Origin of the sequence: Microvirga sp. 2YAF29, from assembly GCF_052114605.1 — a bacterium.
Classification (GTDB): Bacteria; Pseudomonadota; Alphaproteobacteria; order Rhizobiales; family Beijerinckiaceae; genus Microvirga.
The window spans coordinates 181,681-193,761 of the sequence record NZ_JBFRFB010000004.1; the positions used below are offsets into that span (position 1 = coordinate 181,681).

Consider the following 12,081-nt stretch of genomic DNA (forward strand, 5'->3'; position numbering starts at 1 on the left):
GGCTGCGCATCAGGTTTGGATAAGCCAGGAGCTGCGACCCTTTGCTTGAGGACAACCTGTCAGTCTCGGCTCACCACACCGGACTGCTTTGACCATTGCGCAACTAAATTACAGAAATTTCGGCTCGTCTAAGCCAACTTCTGGAAGTGCCCGAAACCTCTCTCATCATCAGCCCCAAAGCCAAGGATTGCATGGCATAACCCCTGAAAGTCCATTCCCCTTTCAGGCCCGATGTTCTAAGAGCGCGGCAGCAGTATGAGAGGGCTTGAGGCATGAACATTCTTCTGATCGGTTCCGGCGGCCGCGAGCATGCTCTTGCCCGGTCCCTTTCGGCCAGTTCCCTCTGCAACCGGCTGCTCATCGCCCCCGGCAATCCGGGCACGGCGCAGCACGGCACCAATGTGGTGCTGGATGTGACCAACCATCAGGCCGTCATCGATTTCTGCCGCACCATGGCGATCAACTTCGTGGTGGTCGGGCCTGAGGCGCCCCTCGTGGCAGGCCTCGTGGACGACCTGACGAAGGCCGGCATCAAGGCCTTCGGGCCGACAAAGGCAGCGGCGCAGCTCGAAGGTTCGAAGGCGTTCACCAAGGATCTCTGCGCGGAATTCAACATCCCCACCGCCGCATATCGCCGCTTCACCGATGCGGAGGCAGCAAAAGCCTATATCCGCGGCTACGGCGTGCCCATCGTCGTGAAGGCCGATGGTCTTGCGGCCGGCAAGGGCGTGGTGGTCGCCACCTCTTTCGAGGAGGCTGAAGAAGCCGTCGAGATGATGATCGGCGGCGGCCTGGGCGCTGCCGGCGCGGAAGTGGTGATCGAGGCCTTTCTCGAAGGCGAGGAGGCGAGCTTCTTCGCCCTGTGCGACGGCACCACGGCCATCCCCTTCGGTACGGCGCAGGACCACAAGCGCGTGTTCGACGGTGACGAGGGCCCGAATACCGGCGGCATGGGCGCCTATTCGCCCGCGGCAGTGCTGACGCCCGAATTGCAGGCGCGCGCGATCCGCGAGATCATCGAGCCGACGCTTGCGGGCATGAAGGCGCGTGGCATCCCCTATACTGGCATTCTCTATGCGGGCCTGATGCTCACGAAGGATGGCCCGCAGCTGATCGAATACAATGCACGCCTCGGCGATCCCGAAACGCAGGTGCTGCTGCCGCGTCTCCGCTCCGATCTCGTCGCTGCCTTCCTCGCAGCATGCGACGGACAATTGAAAAACCTGTCGCTGCGCTTTTCCGATGAGGCCGCCCTCACTGTCGTCATGGCCGCGCGCGGTTATCCCGGTGCGGTGGAGAAGGGTTCCGAGATCCGCGGCATCGATGCGGCGGAAAATCTGAATGACGTCATCGTCTTTCATGCGGGCACGAAGCAGGATGGCGAGAAAATTCTCGCCAATGGCGGGCGCGTACTCAACGTCACCGCGCTCGGCAAGACTATTTCGGATGCGCAGGTGAAAGCTTACGAGGCAGTCTCGAAGATCGACTGGCCCGAAGGCTTCTGCCGTCGCGATATCGGCTGGCGCGCAGTCGAGCGCGAGCGGGGCTGACAAAACAAACCTCCTTCCTAAGTTCAGGAAGGTCCCTTCGCAAACCCATGAGCGGCCTTCCATGAGCAACGATCTTTTCGACGGTTTCGAAAGCCACTGGATCGATACGGATATCGGACGCATCTTCGCCCGCTCGAAGGGCGACGGTCCTCCGGTGGTGCTGCTGCATGGTTTTCCGCAGACGCATGCGATGTGGCATCGTATCGCTCCGACGCTCGCTCAAACGCACAGGGTCGTGTGCATGGACATGCGCGGCTATGGCTGGTCCACCGCACCGAAGGGCGATGCAAAACACGAGACCTATTCCAAACGCGCCATGGCGAAGGATGTGATCCGAGTCATGGAGGCTCTAGGCCATGTGCATTTCGCCGTGGTTGGGCATGATCGCGGCGCGCGCGTCGGCTATCGTCTTGCGCTCGATCATCCGGGCCGCGTGGAACGTCTCGCGTTGCTCGACATCCTGCCGACCTATCATGTGTGGGAGCAGATGCACGCGGGCAAAGTGCCCGAAGCGCATTGGGGCTACCTCTCGCAGCCTTACCCGAAACCCGAAGAAGAAATCGGCCGCGACCCGATCCCCTATTTCGAGGGATTGCTGCGCAAGTGGTCGGCGTCGGGCGATCTCGATGCCTTCGATCCGCGCGCTCTCGAAGCCTATCGCCAGAGCTGCAACGAGCCTACCCGCATCCATGCCTTCTGCGAGGATTACCGTGCCGGCGCGACGCGCGACGTGGAAGCAGACGAGGCCGACCTTGCCATCGGCAAAACGATCCAGTGTCCGACCTATGTGATCTGGAGCGACTTCTATCTCGTCAGCGGGCCGATGGGCCACGAACAGCAGCCCGTGGAGATCTGGCGCCGAAGCTTTGCTCCCAAGGCCCACGGCACGGGCATCAGCTCCGGCCATTTCGTGGCCGAGGAGAACCCCGACGCGACGCTGGATGCGCTGCTGGGATTTCTGACGGGCTAAAGAGCAGCCCCTACCGCCTCTCCTCGAAGAATTCCTTCAGGAGCTGCGCCGCCTCGCTCTCGCGGATGCCGCCATAGACTTCCGGCGCGTGGTGGCAGGTGGGCTGGTGGAAGAAGCGCACGCCGCTGTCCACGGCCCCTCCCTTCGGATCATGGGCGGCATAATAGACCCGCCGGATGCGGGCGAACGAGATCGCGGCCGCGCACATGGTGCAGGGCTCCAGCGTCACATAGAGATCGCAGCCGGAGAGGCGCTCATCGTCCAGGGCCTCGCAGGCGCGGCGGATAGCGAGCATTTCCGCATGGGCGGATGGGTCCCGCAGCTCGCGCGGTCGGTTGCCCGCCGTGGCGACGATCCGGCCATCCTTGACGATGGCGGCCCCCACGGGCACCTCCCCGCGCGCGGCGGCGGCACGGGCCTCAGTGAAAGCCACGCTCATCGGATCGGCTTTGGGATCGGGATCGGCGTTATCCATGTTCTTATCTATGCCCTTGGCTTTTCATGTCTCTCGCTTCTCTTCGTTTCCTCTGCTATCAGGCTCCCATGACCGACAGCAACGACGATAATCGCAAGGGCCGTCCTCCAGGACGCTCCGACCGTGGCCGCACTTCAGGGGATAAGAAGCCCTTCCGCAAGCCCCGCGAAGGCGGCGAACGCCCCTTCCGCGCCCGTGGGGACGACGAGCGCCCGCGTAAGCCTCGCGAAGCAGGCGACAAGCCCTTCCGCAGCCGAAGCAACGACGAGCGGCCCAGCCGCCCCCGGGCGGGTGGCGACAAGCCTTTCAAGGCACGCGGTGAAGGAGGCGACCGTCCCTTCCGTGCGCGCAGTGAAGGAGGCGATAAGCCTTTCCGCCCACGTCGCGAGGATGGCGACCGTCCGTTCCGTCCGCGCGGTGAAGGCGGCGACAAGCCCTTCCGCCCGCGCCGTGAGGATGGCGACCGGCCTTTCCGGCCCCGTGGCGAAGGTGGCGACAAGCCATTCCGTGGCCGCAGCAAGGATGGCGACCGTCCGTTCCGCGCCCGCCCTGAAGGCGACAAGCCGTTCCGGGGCCGTGGCGGCGATGACCGCCCTCGCCGCTTCGACCGCCCGGCCGAGGACCGTCCGCGCCGCCCCCGCGAAGAACGCCCCGAGATCGAGGCCGCCGTCCCACAGGAGCCGGTCGAGGACCGCATCGCCAAGGTGATCGCGCGGGCCGGAATCGCCTCCCGCCGCGACGTGGAAGCGATGATCGCTGAAGGCCGCGTGACCCTCAACGGCAAGGTGCTGGAGAGCCCGGCCATCAACGTGACCTCTGCCGATACCATCACCGTGGACGGCGAGCCCCTGCCCACCAAGGAGCGCACGCGCCTGTGGCTCTACCACAAGCCGCGCGGCCTCGTGACCACGGCCCGCGACCCGGAAGGCCGCGCGACCGTGTTCGACAACCTGCCTGAGGAGCTGCCCCGGGTGGTCGCCATCGGCCGGCTCGACATCAACACCGAAGGCCTACTGCTGCTCACCAATGACGGCGGCCTTGCCCGTGTGATCGCCCATCCCGATACGGGCTGGCTGCGCCGCTACAAGGTGCGCGCGCATGGCGATCTCACACAGGCCGATCTCGACGGCTTGCGCGACGGCATCAGCATCGATGGCATCGACTACGGCCCCATCGAGGCGCGCCTCGATCGCGTGCAGGGCGACAACGTGTGGATCACGATGGGCCTGCGCGAGGGCAAGAACCGCGAAATCAAGCGCATTCTCGAACATCTCGGGATGCAGGTGAACCGCCTGATCCGCATGTCCTTCGGCCCGTTCCAGCTCGGCGATCTCGAGCAGGGGCTTGTCGAGGAAGTGCGCACCAAGGTGCTGAAGGATCAGCTCGGCGCAGCCCTTGCCGTGGAAGCGGGCGTCGATTTCGAAAGTCCGGTGCGCGAGCCCATCGCGTCCTTCGGCTCGGCGAAAAAGGAGCGTGGCGAACGCGAAGACCGTGAGGAGCGCTCCTTCCGCAGCCGTGGCGGAGACGACCGCCCGCGCCGTCGCGACGACGAAAAGCCCTTCACTGGTCGCGGAAAAGATCGTTTCGAGCGTGATGAGGAGCCGAGAAAGCACCCTTCCCGTCTTGAAATGAAGAAGAGCATCTGGCGCGCGAGCGAGAGCGACGAGGATGCATCGCGCCGGAAGGCTCCCCGCCGTGGCGCCGATCCGCGCGAGGCGCGCACCGCCAGCGGAGAATTGCCGCGCGAGCGCGTCGGCGCGATCTCGGCCCGCAAGGGCAACAAGGTCCTGGTCGAGCGCCTGGTGCGCAAGCCTCAGGAAGAGGAAGCTCCTGCACCGCGCAGGGGTCGCGGCGATGACGAGCGTCCGCGCCGTGGCGACCGCGATGCTGCACCCGCCCGTCGTGGCCGCGAAGCCGGTGCGGGACGCACAGCCGGTCCGGCTCGCAGCCGCCGCGACGAGGGCGACCGTCCGCGCCGTGAGGCAGGCGACCGCCCCTTCCGTTCGCGCGAGGGTGGCGAGGATCGTCCGCGCAAGCCGCAGGGAGACCGCCCGTTCCGCGCCCGTAGCGAAGGTGGGGACGAGCGCCCCCGTCGCGGCCCGCCGCGTGGCGATGGTCCCTCCCGTGGCGGTCCACGTGGCGGCGGCTTCAAAGGCGGCCCTCGGGGTGCGTCCAAGGGCGGCTTCAAGAAGGGTCCCGGCGGCGGTTCCAAGGGCGGACCTCGCGGGCGCCGCTGAGCAACGTCCAGCAATAATCCGGCTCTCGTCCTGAGAGCCTGGCTCATGAAGCGCCGCCCTTCTTCCCTCCCCCTTGCGGGGAGAGCCAGGGGGCTGGTGCGGCTGGGTGAGCGCTGGAATCAGTCCGCTCCCACGTCATCACCGGCCCTGTGCCGGTGATCCCGATGGCTTGAAACGCCGCGCTTTTCGGATCGGGATGGCCGGGACAAGCCCGACCATGACATTGTAGGACTGTTGTGCTGTCTGGATGGCGCGAAGCGCTTTGACTTTGCGACTCCACCCTTGATCCCTCCCCGCACGAGGGAGGGAAAACATGCGCTGGAATCGTTTAAGAGACTCACTTTGATGATGAGAGCTTCGTAAGTAAGGATCAAACCATGAGAATTGTCGGCGGGCGCTGGCGCGGCCGTTCGCTCAAGGGGCCGAGCTCGGATTCCATCCGCCCGACATCGGACCGCCTGCGCGAGACGCTCTTCAATATCCTTCAGCATTCCTACGACGATCCCGTCGAGGGCACGCGCGTGCTCGATCTCTTTGCCGGCACCGGCGCGCTCGGCCTCGAAGCTCTCTCACGCGGCGCGGCCTTCGCGCTCTTCGTCGATGACGGCGCGCAGGCACGCGGCATCATCCGCGAGAACGTGGAAGCCCTCGGCGCCGGCGGCACCAGCCGCCTCTTTCGCCGCGACGCGACGAAGATGGGCGAAGCCGCCCCCAACGCCCCCTTCTCCGTCGTGCTGTGCGACCCGCCCTACGGCAAGGACCTCGCCCCGAAAGCACTGCGCTCCTGCGCGGAAGGCGGATGGCTGACGCCGGACGCGCTCGTGATCGTGGAGGAAGCGCAAGGCGTCGAGGTGACGCTCCCGGAAGGTTTCGAAGAGATCGAGCGGCGGGATTATGGGGAGACGACGGTGGTGTTCGGGCGGTTCACTGGCTGAGCACACATTCCCTTGCCACGCCCCGGCAAGAAGGTTGTCCGAACGTTAGATTTCTATAACATTGCCCATCGAAATCACCTCTTCTGACCGTACCTTGGGCTCGCCATGTCTCAACCGTTTCTCTGGGGATCGCAGATATCTCATCCGGCGGGCGTCACGGACGCCAGCATGCTAGCCCTCAGGAACGGCACGTTCGTGGTCATCGGCAAGACCGAGACAGAGACCCCGAACGAAAAGTTGAGGGCCTGGATCTACAATGCCGATGGGTCCCTGAAGGAAGCGAAGATCGTCGGCTCGCTGGATTTCGGCCCTCCCTTCTACGACACCCCCCTGACAGCCAGATCGAGCGCGCCTTCAGCCGTGGAACTCCCGGATGGCCGCATCGCTCTGACATGGTCGATCGCAAGCAATGCTCCTGGGCATCGTGGAGCTTGGATGGGGATTTACGGGAGCGATCTCACGCCGTTCGGAAAGCCGATCCCTGTTGCCGGTCTCTCGGGCGATCCCCGCAGCGTGAACGGGTCCTTCAAAGGAGACGATGCGATCGGCCTGGCCGATGGAAGCATCATCACCGCCTATCGTTCTCTGAGCGGCGAAGCCTTCCTGCGTATACTGCGCCCTGATGGTACTCTCTCGACGCCCTTGGAGCTCGGGCCGACTTTAGCCACCGCGTATGACGAGGGCTTCGGGTCCGTGGCTGATCTCGCTGTGCTGCCGGGCGGCAAAGTTGTCGCCGTGCTGCGCTCGAGCGGAACCGCGAACAAGGTTTATGTGATCGACCCGTCTGCTCTGGACCTACCTGCTGACGACGGCTCTGCCATCCTGCACGAAGTCACGATCCCCATCGTTGCAGATACGGGCATGATGCCGATCGAGGTGACGACCCTGGCAAACGGCGGCTTCGTCGTGACGTGGACGGAGGCAGGCCGGATCGATGCGAGCGGTGCAGAGCCCGTCGTCACGGTTCGATACCAAGTCTTCGACGCGGAAGGAGCGAGCGTCACCGCGCCTTTGTCGTTCTACTCAACCTCCGCGGAAGCGGACGCTTTGGGCACTCCCGGCGTGGTCGCCCTTCCCGGCGGCGGCTTTGCCCTCGCCGCCCAGGTCGTCACGAACGCATCGAGCAACACAGGGGAAGTTCGCCTGTCCATTTTCGATGCGGCAGGCGCGCGCGTGAGCGAGAAGCTTCTGGTCAGCAAACAGGCGGCTGGAAGCTTGATCTCCCTCGAAGGCCTGTCCCTTCTGCCGGACGGGCGCCTCGCCGTGCTGATGTCGAATGGCATCCAGATCGTCGATCCACGCGACAAGGCGATCTTCATGACAGGGACCGCCGGGAGCGACCAGTACATCGGCACGGCTTTCAACGATACGTTCGAAGGCAGCGCAGGCGCCGACATCCTGAATGGCGGCAGCGGCATCGACTTCGTGTCCTTCGCCCATGCGAAGTCAGGCGTAATCGCAAGCCTCACCAGTGGCAGCGGAGGCGATGCGGCGGGTGACACCTATATCGGCATCGAAGGCCTCGTCGGTTCCGCCTTCGATGACGTGTTCTTCGGCAACGGCTCCGCGATCCTGAAAGGCGGTCTCGGCAACGATACATACCACGTCAAAGCGGGAGATGTTTTCGAGGAAGCGGTCAACGGAGGCCGGGATACGGTCATCGTCGGCGGCAGCTATGCGTTGGCGGCGAATGCGCAGATCGAAATTCTGAAGCTGTCCGGCGTCTCCTCCAAAGCACCGGCCCATCTCACGGGGTCCGACATTGCCAACGAGATCCATGGGCATGCGGGCACCAACACCCTGAAGGGCCAGGGTGGAGACGATATGATTTTTGGCGGAGGCGGCAACGACAAGCTTTATGGTGGGCGCGGCAAGGACATCTTCGTGTTCGATACGAAGCCGAACAAGAAATCCAATGTGGATCGCATCTACGATTTCAATCCGAAGGATGACTCGATCCATCTGGAGAACAAGGTCTTCACCAAGCTCGGCAAAGGCTCTGTTGCCGGCGTGAAGTTCAAATCGGACATGTTCGTCAAAGGCCCGCACGCCCGGGACCGGGAAGACCGCGTCATCTATGACGACAAAACCGGCGCGCTCTATTACGACAAGGACGGCACGGGTTCGTCCGCGCAGGTCAAGATTGCGACGCTCAACAAGAACCTCAAGCTCACCTACAAAGACTTCTTCGTGATCTGAGAAAACCTGCCTAACCACAGGCTAAATGAAGATTGCGGAGACTGCTCCCTCTATCGCCCATTTGCCGTTTGATCATCCTCCACTAAAAGCGGTTTTCGGGCGGTTCAGCGAATGAAGCCTCTTGCTCCAAGCCCGATCTCATTCGACTTCCTTTCCTAAACTGGAAACAGACAGGGACAAAAACTCCACCTAAACAAAGTGAGGCGAGCCACAGTCCAAGCGGCAGCCCACCTAATAAACTGAAAAAACCTGATACGAGCGCAAGGAACAGCGCCATCGCAGCAATTATCAAAATTGCAAGAGACGTCATGAAAATGAGGAAAAACCAATTTCCTTTTTCTTTGATCGCGACAATGGTCTCCTTCAGGATGGTAATGGCAAATGCTAACAGCAGCGCGCACAAAGCTCCGATAACGAAGTTGAAAGCCATGATTGGCCACCGGCTCGATACGAGCGCCTTATAGCCTAAGAACATTTCTCCGGTGCTGAGATCACGGGATGCAAAGCCCCAGTTCTCTAAACCATCCTCCAGCTCCCACAACTCATCGCGATCACTATCTGCAAGTCCTGGGACGAGAGGTCCCTGCCGAAAAGACGAGGGAACAGGCTCAAGGATTTTCTCTGCCGCGAAGTCAAAGATCAGGCATTGCCCTTCCTCACGACAAATGATCGTCATCGAATGCGACTTATGACTGCGTGCCAGCAATCGACCCTCAGCAGTCACGATTATCGCACGGATAGGGTCAGGCCCTAAGATGCCATCACCGTTAAGAAGCCGCGCTTCTCCCATCTCTCCATCTGGAAGCCGGACTTTCTCAACCTGCGTAAAATAAGGGCGATGTGCCCATGCAGGAGCACTTCCGGAGATAATGCCGACCAGTATCAGAACGAGTATGGGGATCCATTTCATGCACCGGTTATAGCAACAGAATATCACTCGGTCATCATATGGCAGCACGTGTTTCATAACACGACCCCCATTTGCCCCACCGTCATCCGCCCGCTATACCGCCCTTTCAACATTCGCCATGCATGAAAGGCTCGCCATGAAAGCCGTCCTGTTCGAGCAATTCGGTCAACCGCCCCGCGTGCAGAACGTGCCGGATCCGACACCCTCATCGGAAGGTGTCGTCATCAAGGTGGAGGCGACGGGGTTGTGCCGGAGCGACTGGCACGGCTGGATGGGGCACGATTCCGATGTGGTGCTGCCGCATGTACCGGGGCATGAGCTGGCGGGCACGGTTCTCGCCACGGGCAAGCAGGTGACACGCTGGAAGAAAGGCGACCGCGTCACGGTGCCGTTCGTCGGCGGGTGCGGACATTGCCGTGAATGCAATTCCGGCAATCATCAGGTCTGCGAGCAGCAGTTCCAGCCGGGTTTCACAGCCTGGGGCTCCTTCGCCGAATATGTGGCGGTCGATTACGCGGATACGAACCTCGTTGCTCTGCCGGAGAGCCTTGATTTCGCAACGGCGGCCAGCCTTGGCTGCCGCTTTGTCACCTCGTTCCGCGCCATCGTCGATCAGGGGCGCGTGAAGCCGGGCGAATGGGTCGCCGTGCATGGCTGCGGCGGCGTCGGCTTATCCGCCATCATGATCGCCAGCGCCATGGGTGCGAACGTGGTTGCGATCGATCTCACGCAAGAGAAGCTCGACTTCGCCAGGCAGATGGGCGCGGTGGCGACGATCAATGCAGGCGAGGTCGCCAACGTGGTCGAAGCCGTGCGCGAGATCACGAAGGGCGGCGCGAATGTTTCCATCGATGCGCTGGGCAACCCTGTCACCTGCTTCAACTCGATTGCCAACCTGCGCCGTCGCGGACGCCATGTGCAGGTCGGGCTGATGCTCGGCGATCATGCGCGGCCGGCAATTCCGATGGATCGCGTGATCGCCTGGGAACTCGAAATCCTCGGCAGCCACGGCATGCAGGCATTCCGCTATCAGGCCATGATGGACATGATCGAGACCGGCAAGCTCAGCCCCCATAAGCTCGTCGGCAAAAGGATCAGCCTGGAGGAAGCGCCGGCTGCCCTCATGAACATGGACAGTTTCGAAGGGCTGGGCATCAGCGTGATCACGCAATTCTGAACCCTTCCTTCGGCATTGCATAGGAGCCATGAACTGCTCACTTGCAGCGAAGCTTTTCGAACCGGACTGGAGCAATTGTGAACTAGGACCAGACCCCGTCTCGACACGGCCATGCTTCCTGTGCCAGCCTGCCGTGCCGATCACCCCCGGAGGACGCCATGGTTTACCGGCCTGCCGACAACCGCTACGATTCCATGTTCTACAACCGCTGCGGCCGCAGCGGGTTAATGCTGCCGGCAATCTCGCTGGGTCTCTGGCAGAATTTCGGGGAGACCAAGTCGGCGGCGAATGCGCGGGAAATCTGTCGCACGGCGTTCGATCTCGGCATTACGCATTTCGATCTCGCCAACAATTACGGCCCGCCGCCCGGTAGTGCGGAATCCTTGTTCGGCGAGATCCTGCGCAGCGATTTTCAGGGGCTTCGCGACGAGCTCGTGATTTCCACCAAAGCAGGCTACCGCATGTGGCCGGGGCCTTACGGCGAATGGGGCAGCCGCAAATATGTGCTCTCCAGCCTCGACCAGAGCCTGAAGCGCATGGGGCTCGACTACGTCGACATCTTCTACTCCCACCGCTTCGATCCGGAGACGCCGCTGGAAGAGACGATGATGGCGCTCGATTCCGTTGTGCGGCAGGGCAAGGCGCTTTATGTGGGGCTCTCATCATACAACAGCGCACGCACCCGCGAGGCGGTCGAGATCCTGCGCGAACTCAAGACACCCTGCATCATCCATCAGCCGAGCTATTCCATGCTCAATCGCTGGGTCGAGGAAGACCGGCTGCTCGATACGCTCAGTGAACTCGGCATGGGCTCCATCGTATTCTCGCCGCTGGCGCAAGGCATGCTGACGAAGAAGTATCTGAACGGCATTCCAGACGGCAGCCGGGCATTCGAGAGCAAATCTCTGCAGCAGAAATTCCTGAACGAAGAAAACCTCGCGCGCATCCGCAGCCTCAACGACATCGCGGCGCGGCGCGGACAGACCCTGGCGCAGATGGCGCTCGCCTGGGTGCTGCGTGGCGGACGCGTGACCTCCGCGCTCATCGGCGCGAGCCGTCCGGAACAGGTGGTGGAATGCGTCGGCGCCCTGCAGAACCTTGCGTTCACGCCGGAGGAGTTGACGGAGATCGATCAGTTCGCCGCGGAAGGCAACGTGAACATCTGGGCCGCCTCGGCGGAACGTGAGGGACCTTCGCGCCAGCGCTAAGGCGGCAACGCAGAGGAAACAGTTACGGGAACGCCCTGCCGCAATGAGCTGCTGATTGTCGATGTTTCTTCCGCGCGTTTGATGAGTGCCGCAATGTCGACATCATCGCTCGCCGCCTCGACGGACACCTGCAATGCAGCGGATGTCGCCAGCAATGGCGCGCCGTCGAGTGTCAAGCTCACATCGACCGACACGGAGCGCAACTCGATTCCCATTTCATGCGCTACATAATGCAGATCGTTGCAGAAGCACCCGCCGATGGCCAGCGCGAGCAATTGTCCGCCGTTGAAGCCGAGGCCCTGACCGCCTGCTTTCCCGTCGGGTCTGTCGACGACGATGGAATGCGCGCCTGCCCATCCGATGCTGGCCTGTGTACCCGGGATGCTGCGCAGTTTGACATTCATCACCGTCATCAGGTCC

Annotated in this window: 10 protein-coding genes; 7 read left to right on the forward strand and 3 right to left on the reverse strand. The window is 62.6% G+C overall.

What is annotated here, in order from left to right:
* Positions 1–272: 272 nt before the first annotated feature.
* Together purD and AB4Y85_RS07235 are read left to right on the forward strand one after the other, a co-directional pair.
* Positions 273–1,550, forward strand: coding sequence for a phosphoribosylamine--glycine ligase (gene purD / locus AB4Y85_RS07230; protein ID WP_441984200.1), 1,278 nt, complete (start codon positions 273–275; stop codon positions 1,548–1,550).
* Positions 1,551–1,611: 61 nt separating this feature from the next.
* Complete coding sequence (locus AB4Y85_RS07235; RefSeq protein WP_441984201.1) at positions 1,612–2,520, forward strand: alpha/beta fold hydrolase; 909 nt, start codon at positions 1,612–1,614, stop codon at positions 2,518–2,520.
* A 10-nt stretch (positions 2,521–2,530) separates the two neighbouring features.
* On the opposite strand, the gene AB4Y85_RS07240 is transcribed toward AB4Y85_RS07235, so the two are convergent.
* Positions 2,531–2,995: a nucleoside deaminase gene (locus tag AB4Y85_RS07240; RefSeq protein WP_441984202.1), complete on the reverse strand. Its 465-nt coding sequence runs from the start codon at positions 2,993–2,995 to the stop codon at positions 2,531–2,533.
* 656 nt (positions 2,996–3,651) lie between these two features.
* Between AB4Y85_RS07240 and AB4Y85_RS07245 the strand changes: the two genes are divergently transcribed.
* From AB4Y85_RS07245 to AB4Y85_RS07255, 3 genes are all read left to right on the forward strand, one after another.
* Positions 3,652–5,232 carry a pseudouridine synthase gene (locus AB4Y85_RS07245; protein WP_441984336.1) on the forward strand — a complete coding sequence of 527 codons (1,581 nt, stop codon included), beginning with the start codon at positions 3,652–3,654 and terminating at the stop codon, positions 5,230–5,232.
* A 377-nt stretch (positions 5,233–5,609) separates the two neighbouring features.
* Positions 5,610–6,167, forward strand: a complete 558-nt coding sequence (rsmD, locus tag AB4Y85_RS07250) for a 16S rRNA (guanine(966)-N(2))-methyltransferase RsmD (RefSeq protein WP_441984203.1) — start codon at positions 5,610–5,612, stop codon at positions 6,165–6,167.
* A gap of 105 nt (positions 6,168–6,272) precedes the next feature.
* A complete protein-coding gene (locus tag AB4Y85_RS07255; RefSeq protein ID WP_441984204.1) occupies positions 6,273–8,366 on the forward strand; it encodes a calcium-binding protein in 2,094 nt (697 codons plus the stop codon).
* Between the two features lie 82 nt (positions 8,367–8,448).
* Here the strand turns inward: AB4Y85_RS07255 and AB4Y85_RS07260 are convergent, their stop codons facing one another.
* Positions 8,449–9,276, reverse strand: a complete 828-nt coding sequence (locus AB4Y85_RS07260; protein ID WP_441984205.1) for a hypothetical protein — start codon at positions 9,274–9,276, stop codon at positions 8,449–8,451.
* A gap of 136 nt (positions 9,277–9,412) precedes the next feature.
* Between AB4Y85_RS07260 and AB4Y85_RS07265 the strand changes: the two genes are divergently transcribed.
* Together AB4Y85_RS07265 and mgrA are read left to right on the forward strand one after the other, a co-directional pair.
* Complete coding sequence (locus AB4Y85_RS07265; RefSeq protein ID WP_441984206.1) at positions 9,413–10,453, forward strand: zinc-dependent alcohol dehydrogenase family protein; 1,041 nt, start codon at positions 9,413–9,415, stop codon at positions 10,451–10,453.
* Positions 10,454–10,611: 158 nt separating this feature from the next.
* Positions 10,612–11,661, forward strand: a complete 1,050-nt coding sequence (gene mgrA, locus AB4Y85_RS07270) for an L-glyceraldehyde 3-phosphate reductase (protein WP_441984207.1) — start codon at positions 10,612–10,614, stop codon at positions 11,659–11,661.
* Here the strand turns inward: mgrA and AB4Y85_RS07275 are convergent.
* Positions 11,658–12,074 carry an OsmC family protein gene (locus AB4Y85_RS07275; protein WP_441984208.1) on the reverse strand — a complete coding sequence of 139 codons (417 nt, stop codon included), beginning with the start codon at positions 12,072–12,074 and terminating at the stop codon, positions 11,658–11,660. The two genes, mgrA and AB4Y85_RS07275, sit on opposite strands and share 4 nt — an antisense overlap.
* Positions 12,075–12,081 lie beyond the last annotated feature (7 nt).